At 73.4% G+C, this 18,553-nt stretch carries 15 protein-coding genes and 1 other RNA gene; 2 read left to right on the top strand and 14 right to left on the bottom strand.

The window, feature by feature from the left end; translation table 11 throughout:
• Nucleotides 1-96 precede the first annotated feature (96 nt).
• From ssrA to ftsE, 5 genes are all read right to left on the bottom strand, one after another.
• Nucleotides 97-478, bottom strand: a transfer-messenger RNA (tmRNA) gene (gene ssrA / locus ACFCLZ_RS24325).
• 87 nt (nucleotides 479-565) lie between these two features.
• The gene (gene smpB, locus ACFCLZ_RS24320) at nucleotides 566-1,042 is read right to left on the bottom strand and encodes an SsrA-binding protein SmpB (protein ID WP_363571207.1); all 477 of its coding nucleotides are present in this window, start codon (nucleotides 1,040-1,042) and stop codon (nucleotides 566-568) included.
• Between the two features lie 44 nt (nucleotides 1,043-1,086).
• The gene (locus ACFCLZ_RS24315) at nucleotides 1,087-2,235 is read right to left on the bottom strand and encodes a S41 family peptidase (RefSeq protein ID WP_380279224.1); all 1,149 of its coding nucleotides are present in this window, start codon (nucleotides 2,233-2,235) and stop codon (nucleotides 1,087-1,089) included.
• 121 nt (nucleotides 2,236-2,356) lie between these two features.
• Entirely contained in the window at nucleotides 2,357-3,268 is a 912-nt protein-coding gene (gene ftsX, locus ACFCLZ_RS24310; protein WP_380279222.1) for a permease-like cell division protein FtsX, read from the bottom strand.
• A 76-nt stretch (nucleotides 3,269-3,344) separates the two neighbouring features.
• The gene (gene ftsE / locus ACFCLZ_RS24305; RefSeq protein ID WP_350544679.1) at nucleotides 3,345-4,034 is read right to left on the bottom strand and encodes a cell division ATP-binding protein FtsE; all 690 of its coding nucleotides are present in this window, start codon (nucleotides 4,032-4,034) and stop codon (nucleotides 3,345-3,347) included.
• 351 nt (nucleotides 4,035-4,385) lie between these two features.
• On the opposite strand from ftsE, the gene ACFCLZ_RS24300 reads away from it, so the two are divergent.
• Nucleotides 4,386-4,580, top strand: coding sequence for a hypothetical protein (locus ACFCLZ_RS24300; RefSeq protein ID WP_344325125.1), 195 nt, complete (start codon nucleotides 4,386-4,388; stop codon nucleotides 4,578-4,580).
• 78 nt (nucleotides 4,581-4,658) lie between these two features.
• Here ACFCLZ_RS24300 and prfB read toward each other — a convergent pair whose 3' ends face one another.
• The 3 genes from prfB to ACFCLZ_RS24285 all read right to left on the bottom strand — a co-directional run bounded on the left by prfB (nucleotide 4,659) and on the right by ACFCLZ_RS24285 (nucleotide 9,347).
• Nucleotides 4,659-5,771 carry a peptide chain release factor 2 gene (gene prfB, locus ACFCLZ_RS24295; RefSeq protein WP_380279219.1) on the bottom strand — a complete coding sequence of 371 codons (1,113 nt, stop codon included), beginning with the start codon at nucleotides 5,769-5,771 and terminating at the stop codon, nucleotides 4,659-4,661.
• Between the two features lie 126 nt (nucleotides 5,772-5,897).
• Entirely contained in the window at nucleotides 5,898-7,157 is a 1,260-nt protein-coding gene (locus tag ACFCLZ_RS24290) for a serine/threonine-protein kinase (protein WP_380279217.1), read from the bottom strand.
• Nucleotides 7,158-7,379: 222 nt separating this feature from the next.
• On the bottom strand, nucleotides 7,380-9,347 hold the full coding sequence (locus ACFCLZ_RS24285) for a protein kinase (protein WP_380279215.1): 1,968 nt from the start codon (nucleotides 9,345-9,347) through the stop codon (nucleotides 7,380-7,382).
• Between the two features lie 425 nt (nucleotides 9,348-9,772).
• On the opposite strand from ACFCLZ_RS24285, the gene ACFCLZ_RS24280 reads away from it, so the two are divergent.
• The gene (locus tag ACFCLZ_RS24280) at nucleotides 9,773-12,589 is read left to right on the top strand and encodes an FtsK/SpoIIIE domain-containing protein (RefSeq protein ID WP_380279213.1); all 2,817 of its coding nucleotides are present in this window, start codon (nucleotides 9,773-9,775) and stop codon (nucleotides 12,587-12,589) included.
• A gap of 321 nt (nucleotides 12,590-12,910) precedes the next feature.
• Here ACFCLZ_RS24280 and ACFCLZ_RS24275 read toward each other — a convergent pair whose 3' ends face one another.
• From ACFCLZ_RS24275 to ACFCLZ_RS24250, 6 genes are all read right to left on the bottom strand, one after another.
• Complete coding sequence (locus ACFCLZ_RS24275) at nucleotides 12,911-13,381, bottom strand: hypothetical protein (protein ID WP_380279211.1); 471 nt, start codon at nucleotides 13,379-13,381, stop codon at nucleotides 12,911-12,913.
• A gap of 323 nt (nucleotides 13,382-13,704) precedes the next feature.
• Nucleotides 13,705-15,738 (bottom strand): B12-binding domain-containing radical SAM protein, encoded by a 2,034-nt coding sequence (locus tag ACFCLZ_RS24270; RefSeq protein WP_380279209.1) that lies wholly within the window; start codon nucleotides 15,736-15,738, stop codon nucleotides 13,705-13,707.
• Nucleotides 15,739-15,821: 83 nt separating this feature from the next.
• Nucleotides 15,822-16,001 carry a hypothetical protein gene (locus ACFCLZ_RS24265; protein ID WP_380279207.1) on the bottom strand — a complete coding sequence of 60 codons (180 nt, stop codon included), beginning with the start codon at nucleotides 15,999-16,001 and terminating at the stop codon, nucleotides 15,822-15,824.
• A 188-nt stretch (nucleotides 16,002-16,189) separates the two neighbouring features.
• Nucleotides 16,190-17,278 (bottom strand): CU044_5270 family protein, encoded by a 1,089-nt coding sequence (locus ACFCLZ_RS24260; protein ID WP_380279205.1) that lies wholly within the window; start codon nucleotides 17,276-17,278, stop codon nucleotides 16,190-16,192.
• Nucleotides 17,275-17,904, bottom strand: a complete 630-nt coding sequence (locus tag ACFCLZ_RS24255; protein WP_380279203.1) for an RNA polymerase sigma factor — start codon at nucleotides 17,902-17,904, stop codon at nucleotides 17,275-17,277. The genes ACFCLZ_RS24260 and ACFCLZ_RS24255 overlap by 4 nt, the downstream gene beginning before the upstream one ends.
• A gap of 37 nt (nucleotides 17,905-17,941) precedes the next feature.
• Complete coding sequence (locus ACFCLZ_RS24250) at nucleotides 17,942-18,502, bottom strand: hypothetical protein (RefSeq protein WP_380279201.1); 561 nt, start codon at nucleotides 18,500-18,502, stop codon at nucleotides 17,942-17,944.
• Nucleotides 18,503-18,553 lie beyond the last annotated feature (51 nt).

The following is an 18,553-nucleotide window of genomic DNA, read 5'->3' as shown; positions in this document are numbered from 1 at the left end:
GAAACGAGCGGACGGACGATCCTACGCCCCGGCCCGGGGAAACGTGAAGGCCGCCCTCCGCAACGCGGTGGACGGCCTTCACTGTGAACATGGGGGTGGTGGAGATGCCGGGAATCGAACCCGGGTCCAGTGGTGCTAATTCAGGGCTTCTCCGAGCGCAGTCCGCTGTGCTTTTCTCGGCCCTGGCGGTCACACGGACAAGCCGCCAACAGGCCCAGCTGCTGTTTGATTTCCCATCCACCCCCGCAGCCCGGGCGGACGGTTGAGTTCCCTAGATTATGCCAGGGTCCGGGTCGGGAACCCCCCGGTCTGACACCCAAGCGCTATCGGTGCTTATTAGGCAGCGAGAGCGAACTGCTGGGAATCGCGCTTAGAGTTGGCGATTATTTTTTTGCGACACGTGGTTAACGAGATCATTGCCGCGTTCCTCGGCTCGCTTCCCCTGTTTCAACATCCCCTGTCGAAACCGATCATCCCCATGTTTTGTTGAGAAACAGCGCGGACGGAGACCGTCCGTGGTGCTGGGCCCCATGGTACGCGAGGCGACCAGCGGGGGTCCAGCCGATTAACCCTGGCGTCGCCGGGCGGCCGCCACCGCGCGCGCGGTCTCGCGGGTGTCCTGCTTCTCGCGCAGGGTCTGCCGCTTGTCGTACAGCTTCTTGCCGACCGCGAGCGCCAGTTCGAGCTTCACCCGGCCGTCCTTGAAGTACAGCGAGAGCGGGACGAGGGTGTGGCCGGCGTCCCGGACCTTCGTCTCGATCTTGCGGATCTCCAGCTTGTGCAGCAGCAGCTTGCGCTTGCGCCGCGCCGCGTGGTTGGTCCACGTCCCCTGGGTGTACTCGGGGATGAAGACGTTGTCGATCCACGCCTCGTGGTTCTGGATGTAGGCGTAGCCGTCGACCAGGTTGGCCCGCCCCTCGCGCAGTGACTTCACCTCCGTGCCGGTGAGTACGAGACCGCACTCGTAGGTGTCGAGGATGGTGTACTCGTGTCGCGCCTTCTTGTTCTGCGCGATCAGCTTGTGTCCGGTTTCCTTTGCCATAGCGCGGTCATTCTCGCACCTCCGCCCGGTGCGGAGCAGCCCCTTTACGCGCGGCTGCCCAGACCGGCCAGGACCCGCAGGGCGAGCGCGGAGGCGTCCTCGGAGGCGCCCGCCGGGACGTCCGGGGCCAGGCCGGCGCCCTCCGGTGAGCGGCCGGCCGGGGTGTAGTAGCGGCCGACGGTCAGCTCCAGCACCGCGCCGTCGGCGAGCCGGCTGGGCTGCTGGACGGTGCCCTTGCCGAAGGTGCGCCCGCCCACCACCACGGCCCGGCCGCGGTCCTGCAGCGCGCCGGTGAGCAGTTCGGCGGCGCTCATCGTGCCGCCGTCGACCAGCACCACCAGCGGGGTGCGCTGGTCGCCGCCGGGCGGGGCGGTCAGCTCCCGGGTGCCGCCGCGGTCCTGGTACGAGCCGACCGGGCCGCCGTCCAGGAACACCCCGGCGGTACCGGCGGCCTCGTCGACCAGGCCGCCGGAGTTGCCGCGCAGGTCGAGCACCACGCCGGCCCGCGCGCCGCGCGCGGCGGCGCGCACCTGTTCGGCCACGCCGGAGGTGAAGGCCCGCACGGCGATCCGCACCACGCCGCCCGCCAGGTGCTCGACGGTCACCTGCTGGCTGTCCAGCAGCGCCCTGCGCAGCCGGACCTCGCGCTCCTCGCCGTCGTCGCGCCGCACGGCCAGGACCACCTCCGAGCCGGGCTGCCGCTCGGCCCCCTCGCGTCCGCGCAGCCGGGCGACCACCTCGGTCACCGGCAGCCGGTCGGCCTGGTCCTCGCCGATCCGCAGCAGCCGGTCACCGACCGCGATCCCGGCGGCGGCGGCCGGCCCGCCGGGCCGCACCTGGGAGACGGTGGTGACGCCGTCCTCGCCGCGGCCCACCGACAGGCCCACGCCGAGGTAGCGGCCGTCCAGGCCCTGGCTGAACTCGGCGTACTCCTGGGCGCTGTAGTACGCGCCCCAGCGGTCGCCGGTGGCGCCGATCAGGTGCTCGGCCTGCTGCTCGGAGAGGTCGGCGCCGGCCGGGTCCTGGCCGGCGCCGATGGTCGCGGCGGCGGCCTGCGCGGTGTCGGCGGACGGCGGCCGCGCCGTCGCGCCGGGCTCGCCCCAGGCGCCGGTGGCGGCTCCGGCCAGCAGCACCACGCCGAACACCACGCTGAGGGTGGCCACCTGACGCGCCGCGCGGGGAGTGACTGGCATGGACCGGAGTCTAGAACCTCCCGGAAACGCCGCGGCCCGGAAAAGCGCGGCGGCGAAACGCCGACGGCCCCGGACGGCGCAGTGCCGTCCGGGGCCGCCGGAGCGTCCGGGCCCTCGGGCCTCAGACCTTGAGGTACTTGCGGAGGGTGAAGAAGGCCGCGATGCCGGCCATGCCCATACCCACCACGACCAGCAGCGGTATCACCGCCAGCACCGAGGACAGGCCGATGAAGTGGATGAACTGCACCCGCTCGGCCAGCCAGTTCTGGACGAAGAAGTGGCCGCCGAGCAGCAGACCCGCGGCCATCACGGCGCCGAGCAGCGCGGAGAACGCGGCCTCCGCGATGAACGGCATCTGCACGTAGAAGTTCGAGGCACCCACCAGGCGCATGATGCCGGTCTCGCGCCGCCTGCTGTACGCCGACACCCGAACGGTGTTGACGATCAGCAGCAGGGCGACGAAGAGCATCAGCACCATGATGACGAACGCCGCGGTCTGGAGGCCGTTCAGCAGGCCGAAGAGGTTCTCCAGGATCTTCCGCTGGTCCTCGACCGACTTGACGCCGGGTTTGCCGGCGAAGGCGCTCTGGATGACGTCGTACTTGGTCGGATCCTTGAGCTTGACCCGCCAGGACTGCGGGATGGCCTCCGGGCCGAGGACGGAGATGAGCGGGTTGTCCGGGTTCATCTCCTTCCAGTGCTTGTACGCCTCGGCGGAGTTCTCGAAGGTCGAGGACTGGACCACCGAGTCCATCTTGTCCAGCTGGGTCTTGATGTCGGCGATCTGCTGGTCGGTGGCCGCGCCCTTGTCGCACTGGGGCGAGTTCCGGGCGTCGGCCTTGGTGCAGAAGTAGATGCTCACCTCGACCTTGTCGTACCAGTACCCCTTCATCGAGTTGACCTGGTCGCGGACCAGGAGGGAGGCACCGGCGAGGGCGAGGGAGAGCGCGACGCTGACGACGACCGCGATGGTCATCGTCAGGTTGCGGCGGAGACCCACACCGATCTCCGACAGGACGAACTGGGCGCGCATGCGTTCAACAACTCCAGGGTCGGTACTGCTGGTCGGGCGAGGCGGGCGGGCGGCCCACGGGGTCAGCGCCGAGTGGTCAGTGCTGGTACCCGTAGACGCCGCGGGCCTGGTCGCGGACCAGCAGCCCCTTGTCGAGCTCGATGACGCGCTTGCGCATCTGGTCGACGATGGCCTGGTCGTGGGTGGCCATCAGCACGGTGGTGCCGGTGCGGTTGATCCGGTCGAGCAGCTTCATGATGCCGACCGAGTTCTGTGGGTCGAGGTTGCCGGTGGGCTCGTCCGCGATCAGCAGCATCGGGCGGTTGACGAACGCCCGGGCGATCGCCACGCGCTGCTGCTCACCACCGGACAGCTCGCCCGGCATGCGGTCCTCCTTGCCGCCGAGGCCGACCAGGTCGAGCACCTCGGGCACCACCTTGTTGATGGCGCTCTTCGGCTTGCCGATGACCTCCAGTGCGAACGCGACGTTCTGCGCGACCGTCTTGTTGGGCAGCAGGCGGAAGTCCTGGAAGACGGTGCCCAGCTGGCGGCGCATGTGCGGCACCTTCCAGTTGGACAGCTTGCCCAGGTCCTTGCCCAGCACGTGCACCTCGCCGCTGCTGGGGCGCTCCTCGCGCAGGCACAGGCGCAGGAAGGTGGACTTGCCCGAGCCGGACGAGCCGACCAGGAAGACGAACTCACCCTTCTCGATCTCCAGCGAGACGTTGTCCAGGGCGGGACGGTTCTGCTTGGGATAGGTCTTGGAGACGTTGTCGAATCTGATCACGGCTGCATCACGGAGGCCATCCTAGGCGGCGCCAATTCCTGGGTCGGTCCGCCCCTCGGCGTGCCCGGCCCGGGGCGGGCGAGGGGAACGGAACGGCCGCTCCCGGCTTGGGACCATACGCGAACGGGCGCCCGGCCCGCAGGTTCGGACCGCGACAGCGGCGTGGACCTGGGGGAGAATGACCTGGTATGCCCCGAAAATTGGGAGCCATCTCACAGCCCGGGGGCCGGAACGCCCGGAACCTGGCACAGTGGAGGGTGCGGTCGGGCCCGACCGCTCCGCCGCACAGGGCACGAGAAGGAACCAAGGCCCGGTCCGGTGCGTTTGCAGTAGCAGCGAGGAGGAGATCGCATGACCTGCGACCATCTGGTGTGCGCCCACTGCAACGGCCGCGTCAGCGAGGGCCGCTGCCCCGCGTGCCGTGCCACCCGGGCCCGGCTGCAGGAGCAGCAGGGTCCGTTCGCCGCGCTCTCCCCCGCGATGCTGCTGGCCGTACTGGCCGGACTGCTCGCGGTGGCGCTGATCGCGCGGCAGGCGCTGGCCTGAGAGACGTCACACGCGAAGGCCCCCGACCGGTGAACCGGTCGGGGGCCTTCGCGCATCGCGTCGTACGGGGGCCGCGGACTACTGCGCGGCGGTCTCGCGCTGCTTGCGCCAGCGGATGCCGGCCTCGATGAAGCCGTCGATGTCGCCGTCCAGCACGCCCTGCGGGTTGCCGACCTCGAACTCGGTGCGGACGTCCTTGACCATCTGGTACGGGTGCAGCACGTAGGAGCGCATCTGGTTGCCCCAGGAGCTGCCGCTGTCCTTGAGCGCGTCCATCGCCGCGCGCTCCTCCTGGCGGCGCCGCTCCAGCAGCTTGGCCTGGAGGACGTTCATCGCGGACGCCTTGTTCTGGATCTGCGAGCGCTCGTTCTGGCAGGAGACCACCACGCCGGTCGGGAGGTGCGTGATGCGCACCGCCGAGTCGGTGGTGTTGACGCCCTGGCCACCGGGGCCGGAGGCGCGGTAGACGTCGATGCGCAGCTCCGACTCGTCGATGTCGACGTGGTCGGACTGCTCGACGACCGGGAGCACCTCGACACCGGCGAACGAGGTCTGCCGGCGGCCCTGGTTGTCGAACGGGGAGATGCGGACCAGGCGGTGCGTGCCCTGCTCGACCGAGAGGGTGCCGTAGGCGTACGGGGCCTTGACGGTGAAGGTCGCGGACTTGATGCCGGCCTCCTCCGCGTACGAGGTGTCGTACACCTCGGTCGGGTACCCGTGCCGCTCGGCCCAGCGCAGGTACATGCGCATGAGCTGCTCGGCGAAGTCGGCGGCGTCCACGCCACCGGCCTCGGCGCGGATGTTGATCAGCGCCTCGCGGGCGTCGTACTCGCCCGACAGGAGGGTGCGGACCTCCAGCTCCTCGACCGCCTTGGCGACGGCCACCAGCTCGGTCTCGGCCTCGGCGCGGGTGTCCGCGTCGTCCTCGGCCTCGGCCAGCTCGAACAGGACGCCCAGGTCGTCGATGCGGCCGCGGAGGCCCTCGACCCTGCGCAGTTCGCCCTGGAGGAAGGAGAGCCTGCTGGTCACCTTCTGCGCGTTCGCCAGGTCGTCCCACAGGTCGGGGGCGGCTGCCTCCTCCTCCAGACGCGCGATGTCGGCCCGGATCTTGTCCAGGTCGAGGACGGCCTCGATCGACCCCATGGTCGTTTCGAGGTTCTTGAGCTCTTCGGAAGGATCGACGGCTGCCACGCCCCCAGGGTAATGGTTCCCGGGGGGCTTCTGACGACCGCGGGGGCGTCCGGGGCGCGCACGACCCCGCCGCGGGCCTCCGGACCGGCCTGCGGGGCGGGGCCGGAAGGCGGCCGGAACGCGCCGCTACGGGGCCCGCGGCGCCGTGGAGACGGTGGCCGGGCGGGACCCGGATCCGGCGTCCGGGGCGGTGGCGGCGAAGGCGGTCCAGGCCGCGGCGGCGCCGGCCAGCAGCAGGACCACGGCCAGCAGCACGGCCAGCACCCGGCGGCGGCGCAGCAGCGCCTGGCGGTCCCGGCGGTGGGCCGCGCCCGGGGCGGTGCGCTGGGCCCGCGACTCGGCCGCGTAGGAGGCCAGCTCGTGCGCGGACGGGCGGCGCAGGCTGGTGTGGGTGTCCCGGGTGGAGTCCGGGGCGACGCCCGGCACCAGCGGCACGGCCGGGCCGCGGCGGCGCTTGTGGGTGCCGGGGGCGGCGTCCACCTCGGCGTACACCGCCTCGGCCGGGGTCAGCTGCTCCTCGGCGGGTGCCCGACCCTGCTGCGGGACGGCCAGCACCGGCAGCCCGGCCAGGGCCGGCAGCTGCTCGCGCAGCCGGGCGGCCAGCTCGGCCGCGCGCAGCCGGGAGGCCGGGGCCTTGGCCAGGCACTCGGCGATGATCCGCCACAGGCCGTCGGGCAGCCCGGGGATCGGCGGCACCTGCTCGGTGACGTGCCGGCGCAGCACCGCGCCGGTGTGGCCGCCGCCGAACGGCGTGAAGCCGGCCAGCAGCTCGTACAGCACGGTGGCGAGGGCGTAGATGTCGACGGCGGCGCGCGGCTCCAGGCCCTCGATGATCTCGGGGGCGAGGTAGTCGGGGGTGCCGATGATCCGGGTGGCGCGGGTGCGGCGCGGGGCGTCGACCAGCCGGGCCACGCCGAAGTCGGTCAGCTTGGCGCGCGGGGCACCGCCGGGACCGGGGGCGGCGGAGAGGTCGAGCAGGACGTTCTCCGGCTTGACGTCCCGGTGCACGATGCCCGCCGCGTGTGCGGCGGCCAGGCCGTCGGCGACGTCCGCGATGATCGAGGCGGCGCTCTGCGGGGGCACCGCGCCGTCGCGCTCCAGCCGCGAGCGCAGGTCGGTGCCCTGGACCAGCTCCATCACCAGGGCGAGGTCGCTGCCGTCGACGACCATGTCGCGCACGCCGACCACCCGGGGGTGGTCGAGGCTGGTCAGCGCGGCACGTTCCTGCACGAAGCGCCCGACCAGCACCTGGTCGGCGGCCAGGTCCTCGCGGAGCAGCTTGACCGCGACCGGACCGTCCGGGCCCTCGCCGAGCCAGACCGTCCCGGCCGAACCCCGGCCGATCACCTGGTGGACGGTGTAGCGGCTGCCGATCTTGCGTGCCAATGCTGCTCCGTGGGCGGCGGGAGCGCTCCGGGAGGGTCCGGGGCGCTCGGTGGGGCGGGACAACAGCGACCAACCTACGCGCCCGGACGCCCTCCGCGGGCCGCCCGAGGGCGCTCGGCGGGTCCTGGGCGGCGGGAAATCCCATGAATTATCGACAAAGCGTCAATCCCGCCGCGTGGCCCGGGCTCCGGGGCCTTCCGGAGGGCCCCGGGGTCCGTCGCGTCAGTTCTTCGCGCTGTCGAAGAGGCCGGTCACCCAGTCCTTCGCGCTGGAGAACCAGTCCTGGACGTTGGCCCAGTAGTCCGGCAGCGGGGTGAAGTTCCACAGCGCCACGGCGGCCACCGCCAGCACCAGCAGGACCATGAGGCAGCCCTTCAGGCAGCCCAGGCCAGGGATGTACATCCGGTTGCGGCTGCGCGGACGCGGCTCGCGGCGCGGCGCCTCCCGGGGCGTCTCCCGGGGTGCCTCGCGCGGCGGCTCGGCGCGGCGCTGCGGGGGCTCGCGGTGCTGCGGCGCGGGCGGCTCGGCCCGGCGCGGCGGAGCGGCCGGGGCCGCCTGCTGCCGCGGGGGCTCGCGGTGCTGCGGGGCGGGCCCGGACCGGTGGCCGCCGGGCGGGGCGGCCGGGGGCTGCTGCTGCGCCCGCTGCGGGCGGCCGTACGGCGGGGCCGGCTGCGGGGGCTGGTTGTAGCCGCCGGGCGGCTGCGGGCGGCCGCCGCCCGGTGCCCCTCCGCCCGGTCCGCCCTGGTAGGGCGGCGGGGCGACCGGCGGGCGCTGGGCGTAGCCGGGCGGAGGGGCCTGCCGGTAGCCGCCGGGCGGCTGCTGGCCGGAGTGCTGGCCCGGCTGCCCGTAGCCCTGCGGGGCGGCCTGCGGCGGGCGGCCCCCCGGTCCGGCCTGGTAGGGCGGCGGGGCGACCGGCGGGGCCTCGAAGTCCTCGGGCCCGAAGTAGGCGATCTCGGTCTGCTGGTTGCGGTCGCGGGCCGCCCGCAGCTGGGTCTGCCACGGGTGCGGGGTCTCGGCCTGCGGCGGCCCGGGCGGGGGCGGCGGCGCGGCGGCGGGCGGCATCACCCGGGTCGCGGCCGCCGGGTCGAACGGGGGCGGCTGGGTGCCCATCAGCCGGGTCGCCGCCGCCGGGTCGTAATGCTGACCCGGCTGCTGGCCGGGCTGACCGGGCTGCTGACCCGCCGGGAGCACCTGGGTGCGGTCCTCGGCCCCGAACGGCGCGTCCGCCGACAGCCCCGGCACACCCACCGGCGCACCCGGCACGGCGGCCGGCTGCGGGTCCGGCACGAGCAGCGCGCCGACGGCGAGCGCCGCGTCCACCGCCGCCGGGGAGGCGTGCACGCCCACCCCGCCGGCGACCACCCGCAGGGCGCCCGCCAGCGACACCGCGCTCGGCCGCTGCGCCGGGTCCTTGCGCAGGCAGCGCTCGATCACCGTCCAGAGCGGCTCCGGCATGGTCGACGGCCGCTGCGGCTCCTGGGCGAGGTGCGCGTGCAGGATCGCCAGCGGGTTGTCCCCCTGGAACGGCTGGCGGCCGGTGACCAGCTCGTACAGCATGATCCCGGCGCCGTAGACGTCCACCGCGGAGGTCTGCGGCCGGCCCTCGGCGGACTCCGGCGCGACGTACGCGGGGGTGCCGACGAACTCGTGGCTGCGGGTGATGCCCGGGGAGTCGGCGAGCCGGGCGATGCCGAAGTCGGTCAGCATCGGGTGCATCTGCTCGGTGGCGTCGACGACGGCGGTGGCGAGCAGCACGTTGGCCGGCTTGAGGTCGCGGTGCACGATGCCGTCGACGTGGCTGGCGGCCAGCGCGTCCGCGACCTGGGCCATCAGCAGGGCGCCCGCGATCGGGCTGAACGGGCCGTGGTCGCGCAGGTAGCGGGCCAGGTCCGGGCCGTCGACGAGGTCCATCACCAGGGCCAGCAGCTCGCCCTCGACGACCAGGTCGCGGACCTTGACGATGTTCGGGTGGGTCAGCCGCAGCAGCACCGAGCGCTCCCGCAGGAAGCGCATCACCACGTCCTGGTCGGCGGCGAGCTCCTCGCGCAGGATCTTGATCGCCACCAGCTGCCCGGGCACGCTGCCGGGCACCTCGACGTCGGCGCGGACCCGACCGCGCCAGACCGTGCCGGTGGCGCCCCGTCCGAGCGGGTTCTCCTCCAGCAGATACTTGCTGCCGACTGGCCGCACCTGTCGCACTCCTCGTCGTGCCGCCCGCGCGGGGCACTCCTCCGCCGGTGCGGTGAGCCTGCCGGGTCCGTGTTCCGGCCACTCTAACGGGGTCCGTAGACGTTTTTGGGGCGACCGGCAGGGCCGTTCGCCCGGGTTGGGGGACATCCCCTACGGGAAGACCCGCAGGGCCCGCGAACGGTTCCACGGAGGCCTCGGGGTCTGCCCTCGCGGGCGCCGGTTGACCTGATTCCCCGTCGCCTCCACCATGGCGATGTTCGCAAGATCGTCAAATCCGGTACGGTGCGCGGACTGTCCGTGACGGATGGCAGGATGACACTCGCCACTCCTGTGGCCCAAGCGGTGTCGCGGCCACCCCCGCTCCCCCGCAGCGGCCCGAGGCAGCGGCACCAGGCGTCACACCAGCAGAAGGGACCGCGGGCGAGATGCAGATCCGGCTGACCGTCCTCCGACCGCGCAGCGGCCCGGCAGCCGCCGGCTCCGCCATCCCGTACGTGGACGTGCTGGTCACCGCGCCCGTCGGTACCGCGCTCGGCTCCCTGGCGGGTGCCCTCGCGGGCGCCGTGGGCGTGCGCGGACCGCGGGCCGCGACCCACGTCCACCTCTACGCCGGGGCGCACCGGGTGGACGAGCACACGCTGCTCGGCCACCCCCCGCTGCTCGACGGCGCCGTCCTCTCGCTCAACGAGCCCGACCCGACCGCCGACGACCCGGACGACACCCCGGCCGCCGCCGAGCTGCGCGTCGTCGGCGGCCCCGACGCCGGCGGCGTGCACCGCCTGCACGGCCGGGAGATCCGGGTCGGCCGCTCCGGCGAGGCCGACGTCCCCGTCGACGACCCCGACGTCTCGCGCCTCCACCTCGCCCTGCACCTCGCCGACGACGGCACGGTGACCGTCCGCGACCTCGGCTCCACCAACGGCACCACCGTCGACGGCCGGATCGTCCCGCCCGGCCCGCCCGAGGAGGCCGTCCCGCTCGACGGCACCGGCCTGCTGCGGATCGGCGAGACCACCCTGCGGGTCACCGCCCCGGACCTCAGGGACCGCTCCGGGTCACCCGTCCGCGCCGCGCTGCCCGACGGCCACGGCCACCTCCAGCTCGCCGCCCCGGCGCCGGTCCGCCCCGCGCCGCCCGCCGCCGAACCGCCGGCCGCCCCCGAGCCGCCCGCCGGGCGCGGCCGCGGCCTGCTCTCGCTGCGGCTCGGCCGCTCCGCCGCCGAACCGGCCGAGGAGAGCGCCGAACGCCACCACGCCGCCGTCCGCATCCGGCAGGCCGCCGCCCAGCGCGAACGCTGGCCCGACCTCGCCACCCTGCTGCTCAACGCGCTCGGCCCGGGCCCCCGGCTCTGGGAGCGCGGACCCGGCCACCCCGACGCGCTCACCCTGCGGCTCGGCACCGCCGACCGGCCCGGCGGCCCCGGCACCTCCCCCGGCACCGTGCTGCCCGCCGTCCCGGTCACCGTCGACCTGCAGACCGCCGGCAGCCTCGGCCTCAGCGGCCCGCGCGAACGCCTCGACGCGCTGACCCGCGCCGTCGTCGCCCAGCTCGCCGCCCTGCACCCGCCGACCGGGCTCAGCCTGGTCGTGGTCGACGCCGACCCGGCCCGCGCCCCGCAGGACCGCGCCGACACCTGGGCCTGGGCCCTGTGGCTGCCCCACCTGCGCCCCACCGACGGCCAGGACTGCCGGCTGCTGCTCGGCCTCGACGACGAGCAGGCCACCGCCCGGCTCGCCGAGCTCACCGCCCGGCTCAGCGGCCCGGTCGGCCTCGGCGGCCACCCCGCCACCGTCGTCGTGGTCGACGGCCGGCCGGGCACCGAGTCCGCCCGGCTGGCGCTCGACCTGCTGCTGCGCCAGGGCCCGGCCGTCGGCGTCTTCCCGATCTGCCTCGCCGAACAGCCCGAACTGCTGCCCCGCGGCCTCGGCGCCACCGCGCTGATCACCGGCGAGGTCGGCACCCAGCTCTCGCTCGACCGCCCGGGCCCGGTCGCCCGCGGCCGGGAGACCCTGCACGAGATCTCCCTGGACGCCGTCTCGGACGCCTGGGCCGAGCGGCTCGCCCGCGTCCTCGCCCCGCTGCGCGAGGCCACCCCGGCCAACCGCGGACCGCTGCCGGACGCGCTGCGCCTGCTCGACCTGCTCCAGCTGGACACCGTCACCCCGGCCAAGCTCTCCGCCCGCTGGGACGCGCACGCCGGCGGCATCGGCGCCGCCACCGCCCTGCTCGGCACCACCCGCGACGAGCTGTGCGTGCTGGACCTCGCCGACCCCGAGCTCACCCTCCCCTCCCCCGACCCCGGCGGCCCGCACCTGCTGATCGGCGGCGCCCGCGGCTCCGGCAAGACCGAGCTGCTGCGCACCCTGGTCGCCTCGCTGGCCGTCTCCGAGCGGCCCGAACGCCTCGCCGTCAGCATCGTCGAGGGGCGGGCCACCGAGGACGGGCTCGCCGGGTGCAGCGAGCTGCCGCACGTCACCGGCCGGGTCAACGCCGCCGCCGAACCGCGGGCCGCACTGCTCGCCGCCGAGGCGCTGGAGGACGAGCTGGCGCTGCGCGAGCGGCTGTTCGACGGTCTGGACTTCGCCTCCTGGCACGCCGCCCGCATCCTCGACGGGGAGCCCGTCCCGGTCCCCGCCACCGTCGGCGCCCCCGGCGCGTCCACGCCGCCGCTGATCATCCACCCGCGCAGCCCCGACACCCCCGCCGCCCCGGTGGCCGCCCACTCCTCCGGGCCGTGCCCGCCCCGCCTCGTCGTCGTGGTCGACGACTACGACGCCCTCCTCTCCCCCACCTCCCCGGCCGGCCGCCCCCTCGCCCGCGCCCTCGCCGCCGTCGCCCGCCGCGGCGGGCCCCTCGGCATCCACCTCGCCGTCACCACCGGCCGCCCCGACGAGACCACCGGCACCGAGATCGACGACGCCGCCCTGCTGCGGATCGCCCTGCGCACCGACGACCCGGCCGACTCCGACCTCCTCATCCACCTCGGCGACGCCGCCGCCCTCCCCGACTCCACCCCCGGCCGCGGCTACCTCCGCCTCCCGGACGGCGGCGTCACCGCCTTCCAGGCCGCCCGCATCAGCGGCCGCATCCCCCGCACCGCCACCCTGCGCCCCACCGTCGTCGCCATAGACCCCCACACCCTCGGCGCCCCACCCGCCCGCCGCCCCGTCCGCGAACTCGGCAACGGCCCCACCGACCTCGCCCTCCTCGCCAGCGCCCTCCAGCGCGCCGCGGCGCGCTGACGCAGAAGAGGTTCAACGGCCCGAACCCACCGCACCGACGGAATCGGCAAGGTCGTCCGGTGCGAGCGCGGCCCCCACCCCATCGGAGCCGCCAGGTGACCCCGATACCCCAGGGTGGGGCCGAGGCCACCGCCCTCGGCCCCACCCTCCGACCCTCCCGGCCCAGTTGCCGAGCCGCACCGACGTCACCCCAGGAAGCCCGTTCGCCCCCGCCGTGATCACGGCGGGGGCGAACGGGTGTTCAAGGGCGCCTCCGGACCCCGGACAGTGCGCCGGGCCCTCGGCTACCTCGAAGACCTGCCGGTCAGGACACCTTGTCCGTCAACAGGGCACCACGGCGTCGAGGGTGACCGGTATCGATCCCCAGCCGGGCTTGGTGACGCTGAAGCTGCCGTGCACGGTGGAGCCGCACGCCACGGTCCCGCCGACGCCGCGCACGTCGGTACTGGTGAGGTTGAACCGCGTCCACCTGTTGACCGAGCCGAGCGAGGCGCCGCCCACCACCTGGCCGTCGAGCACGGTCACGAGGTCCTCGGGCTGCGGGTAAGGGCCGCCCGGGCTCGGCGGACCGGCCAGGTAGATCCAACCCACCAGTTGCACGTCACTGCCGGTCACCTCGGCACAGAGCCAGGTCGCCAGCCCGGCCTGCAGCTTGGTCGAGCTGCAGATCTCCGTGGTGGTGGTCGTGTTCGTCGCGCCGGTCTGGGCGGCGCCCGCCTGGGTCGGCGCCGCCAGCATCGCCACCGCACCGGCGGCACCGGCCAGCGTCAGGGCGAGTCGGTTCGTTCGCATCGTCCTACTCCTCCTCTGCTCCGTCTCCGGAATCTCAAGGCAAGAGACATGCCATATATGACATTTCATCTACGCCATGGCGGTTACTCTGGCACGCATGGCGAAGGCCACGCAGTCGATCGACCTGGGGATCGATCATCAGACCGGAAACTGGCCTTCGATGGCGCGATCGCCGCCGCTTGACACGCGGCAGCGGCCTGACTCAACGGCGCACGCAGCGGGGCGCACGCCCCACGAAATCGCCACCCGCCGGCCGACGGGATCCGGCAAGCGCCCGCCCCCGTCGCGAGGTGCTCGCGGCGGGGGCGGACCGTGGCATTCGGCTACTCGACGGCGGCCGTCACGGGCTCACGCACGGCCGGGGCGGCGGCCGGGGCCGCCGGGGCGGCTGCCGGGGGCTTCTGCGGGCAGAGGCGGTCGAAGAGGACCGGGGCCAGGGCGCGCAGGGTGTCGAGGTCCAGGTCGGACTCCAGGCAGGCGTCCAGGAGCGGTCGGGTGCCGCCGCCCACGAGAAGGACGTTGCCGTTGATCCGGTTGATGGCGATCGACTGGTCGGGCCGGTCCGGGTGCGGGGAGCGGCTGGCCACGTGGCGCAGCGGGACGGCGGCGGGGAAGCCGGCGTCGCGGCGGATCTCCGTTCCCCGCTCGACGAGTTCGGCCGGGCCCATCCGGGACAGCAGGCCGAGCAGCAGCTCGCGGGGGATCCAGCTCGCGCTGTAGTACCCGGGGATGTCGGCCGCCGCGCCGTCCAGTTCCCGGACCCACTCCTCCGCGCGTTCCGGGGTCAGCCCCTCGGCGACCTCGTAGTCGTAGTAGACGTCGATGTCCTCGTCGGCGGCCCGCTTGAGGCGCAGGCCGAAGTCCTCCAGGTGGCGGAAGATCGGCGCGTTGTGCTCCAGGGAGAAGGTGCCGGCCCCGAAGGAGCCCACGATGTCCGGGTTCTCCAGGACGAAGTCGAAGGTCTCCCTGGCGTCGGCCTCGGTCTCCCCGGGGAAGCCGAAGAACAGGAAGCAATGCATCCAGATCCCGGCGAGGGTGGCGTCGGAGAGGTTGCGGACCATCACCTCCCGGCGGGTGTTCTTGCGCATCAGCTCCAGCACCCGCTCGGACGCCGACTCCAGCCCGACGTACAGCGAGCGGAAGCCCATCCGGTGGAGGTTGGCGAAATCCTCGCGCTGGAAGAAGTCCTCGAACTTGATGAGCCCGGTGAAGTGCCAGCCGGTGGTGTCCCCGGCGGGGGCCCGCTCGCCGAGCTGACGGGCGAGCTTCGGCGGAATCGCCTCGTCGTTGAACGAGAAGTGCCGCACGCCGTACCGCTCGGACAGGCTCCTGATGGTGTCGACGACCGTATCGACCTGGTAGCCGGCGTACTTCTCGCCGTAGACCATCCCGTGGTGGCAGAACTCGCACTTCCCCCAGTAGCAGCCGCGCGAGGAGAGCAGCGGCAGGGTGACCTCGGCCAGCAGGTACCGGGTGAGCGGCAGGTCGTCGAAGTCCGGCACCGGGAGTTCCTGCGGCCTCAGCGGGGCGGAGGGCTTCGAGGAGACGACGCGCCCGCCGCTGCGGTACACCACGCCCGGCACGCCCTCCGTCAGTGGCACGCCCGCGCGCAGGTTGCGCAGAATGTGCTCCGCCGGCCGCTCGCCCTCGTTGCGGACGACCACGTCGAAGTACCGCTCGAACCACTCCGGCTTGAGGACGCCGCGCTCGAAGATCCGGGAGAAGATCGTGCCGCCGACGAGGATCGGCACGTCCACCCGCTGTTTCAGGACGGACCCGAGGAGCATGGTGAAATAGAGCTGCTCCTGCCCGATGCAGGAGAATCCGATGGAACGGGCCGGCCGGGTGAGAATGTGTTCCTCGACCATCTCGCGGGCGAATTCCAGGAGCAGCGGCGGCGGGGATTCCACCATGCGCTCCAACGCCGCCGACGACAGGTTTCCCGAAGCGAAATAGAAATTGTAGGGCGAGACCGTGAACTGCTCGCAGACCTGGGAGACGGCCCCCAGGTAGGTCGACAGCGATCTCACCCCCAGGTAGTGGCTGTCGAAGTACTCGCGGTCCCCGCCGGTGCCGGCGCCCCGCATCCTGGCGAGGTCGGCGCGAAAGTCCGCGGAGTTCGCGAAGACCGCCAGGTAGGCGTCCTTGACCTCGGCCGGCCACTCCCGCCGGGCAACCTCCCCGGCGAGCAGGCCGGCGCACCGCTCGGAGAGCAGCCATTCGTAGAAGAGGACGTTCAGGTCGAGGGAGTGGACGCCGTACCCCTCGCGCCTCAGCCATGCGGAGAGGGACGGCAGGGAAAGGGAGGGCTGAAACGCACTCCACTGCGGCGGGAAGACGAGGAGTGTATCCAGCACGGTTCTTCCGTCCATTCACGAGAGCGGCCCCCGCGCGAATACCGCACAGGAGCCGCCGGCACTTGGGGGTCGGGCGCGTCCAGCTATTCCGGAAGTTCCTCCGGCGGCTTCTTCTTGGTGTTGTTATTGTTGTTGTTGTTGGTGTCGGCGTTGAGCAGTCCGCTCTCATCGGAATTCGTCAGGACTTCGACGATGTCACTGGGCTGCGCGTCCTTGAGGAGTTGTGCGATCCGCAGATTCAGGTCATTGACAGGGCTTGTCATGGCGGACCTCCTTTCGAAGTGAGGCCCATCCTAACTGTTTGCATGCGCTCCGCCACTCAACGTAGCGTCCGGGTTCCGCCTCCGCCCACCGGGACACGCCCGTAGCATCGAGGCGCCCGAAAACGGCTGTGGGGCCCGCTTGCACCGGGCCCCACAGCGTCACCTGTCCTTCAACGAGCCCTTCCGGCTCAGGCGTTCTTCTGCGGCGGCTCCTCCCCGGCCTCGTCGACGACGGTGCGGCCGAGGACGGCGGAGTGGCCGGTCACGGTGCCGGGCTTGCCGAACTCGGAGCCCTCGGCAACGATCACGGTGCGCTCGCCGAGGAACTCGTGGGTCTTCGGGTCGAAGATCCACTCCCGCCGGACCGCACCGTCCATGCGCGCCACGGCCACCCCGTGCCGACCGGAGGCGTCCACCGAGTCGTCCACCACGGTGACGCCGGGGATCTTCGCGGCGGCCCGGTAGAGCGCGGCGCTGACGGCCGGCGGGGCGAGCTGCTCACGCAGCAGGTCGCCGATGGTCACGAAGGCCTCCTGGTCGGGGCCCGGGCCCATGCCCTTGGTCTCTTCGTAGATCTTCTTCAGCAGCGCGTCCGGGTCGGTCGGCAGCGCGGCCAGGTACTCGTACGTCGGGCCGTTGAGGCCCGCCCTGGGGTTCGGATCCAGCCAGATGCCGCCGTCGGTGCGCGGCGCCGGGCGCGAGTCGCCGGGCTTGCGCCCGGCCGGATCGACGGCCTTCCCACCGTCCAGGCCCTCCTCCTTGAGGACGCCCCACTGGCTGCCGTCCACCGACAGCCAGATCTCTCGGCGGTGCGGCTTGGGGATGGACGTCTGACCGGTGGCCAGGTTGATGCCGCCGAACGACACCAGGCTGTCCACGTACACGAACTGCTTCTTGCCCGGCTTCGGGTCGGGCTTGCCGGCGGCGGTGTCGGCCGCCTGGGTCAGCAGCTGGACGGCGCCGACCGGGGCGGCGTTCAGCGTGGTGGTCCCCTGCTGCGGGGCCTCCTGGTTCTGCGGCGCCGACTGCGCCTGCTGCTGCGGCTCCGGCGTGCCGTCGCCGCCACCGTTGCTCAGCACCAGCGCCAGCGCCAGTCCGCCCGCCAGGGCGGGCACCGCCACCCAGCCGAGCCTGCCGCGACGGGCCCGCGCGGGCTTCGTCTCCCGGATCTCACTCATCAGATGTCCCCTCAACAACCGGTGGCGGTCGGCGGAGAGCTCGGGCCTCGCCGGGCCCGGCACCAGCCGGTCCAGCTCGGCACGTTCGTCCTCGTTCATCGGTTCGTCTCCCGTATCGACCGGGCCGCGTCGACGCGGCCAACCCGTACCTGTCCGGGGGCCGGGCGCAGTTCCCGCCCGTTGCGCAGTTCCTCGTCGGCGAGCGCGCGCAGCTTGGTCCGGGCGCGCGAGAGCCGTGACCGCACCGTGCCGATCGGCACTCCCAGGGCCTCGGCCGCGCTCGCGTAGTCCAGCCCCGCCCACACGCAGAGCCCGAACACCTCCCGCTCGGCCTTGCGCAGCCGCCCGAGCGCCCGCCGCGCGGCGGCCAGCTGCGCGCTGTCGTCCAGCCGCCCCACCAGTTCGTCGGCGAAGTCCGGGACGGTCTCCCGGGCCGGCAGCCGCTCCATCGCCGCCCGGTGCCGACGCGTCGCCCGGGCGGTGTTGCGCATGACGTTCGCGGCGATCCCGAACAGCCAGGGCCGCACCGCCCCGCCGTCCTCCCGCAGCTTGTGCCGCAGCCGCCACGCCTCCAGGAAGGTCAGCTGGACGACGTCCTCCGCGACCGCCCAGTCCCCGGTGGCCCGCACCGCGTACCGGTACAGGTCACCCGCCGTCTCGTCGAACAGCTCCCCGAACGCCCACTGATCGCCATCCCGTATCCGTCCCCGCTGCGACAGTTCCACACCTCCACCTGTCCGCGGCCCCGGAGGAGTTCCGGGCTCAGTCGACGCGGAAGCCGCCGCGGCGGGCGGTCTCCCGCAGCCAGTCGAGCCAGAGCGGCCAGAGCGGTCCGGCCTCCAGCTCGGCGCGGACGGCCGCGGGGGCGGCGGCGTACCGGGCGAGGGCCTCGCCGACCTCCTGCGCGCCCACCGACCAGGGGCCGCTCTCGCGCACCTTGAACTCCGGGATCCCGGCCATGCCGGGGACCCGGTGCGCACGGGCCGCCAGGTCGGCGGCCTTGTGGGCGTCCCGCACCGGCTGCGGCGCGGCGTACCACTCGGCCGTGGTGGCGAACGGCCAGTCGGGGAACTCCGGTTCGTCCGCGGGGTGGCTCATCCCGGTTCGCCGCATCGCCTCCCGGCAGACGCCCAGCTGATGGCCGTCCAGGACCATCCGGTACTCGCCGACGAGCGCCTCGTACGGCTCCCGGCAGTGCGGCGCGTGCGGGCAGTCAAGATGGTGCTCCAGGCAGTCCTCGTACCGCGCCCGGGCGGACGCCGCCGGCTCCGGCAGCTCCTCCCACTCCAGCGAGAACTCCACACCCTCGTCGAACCCGTCCACGACGCCTCCCCCTTCGAGCGGGCGAACAGCATACGGCGGGCCCGCGTCCAC

Origin of the sequence: Kitasatospora purpeofusca, from assembly GCF_042691725.1 — a bacterium.
Lineage (GTDB): Bacteria > Actinomycetota > Actinomycetes > Streptomycetales > Streptomycetaceae > Kitasatospora > Kitasatospora purpeofusca_B.
The sequence above is the reverse complement of the archived record's forward strand: the minus strand, read 5'-3'. Positions and strand labels throughout refer to the sequence as shown.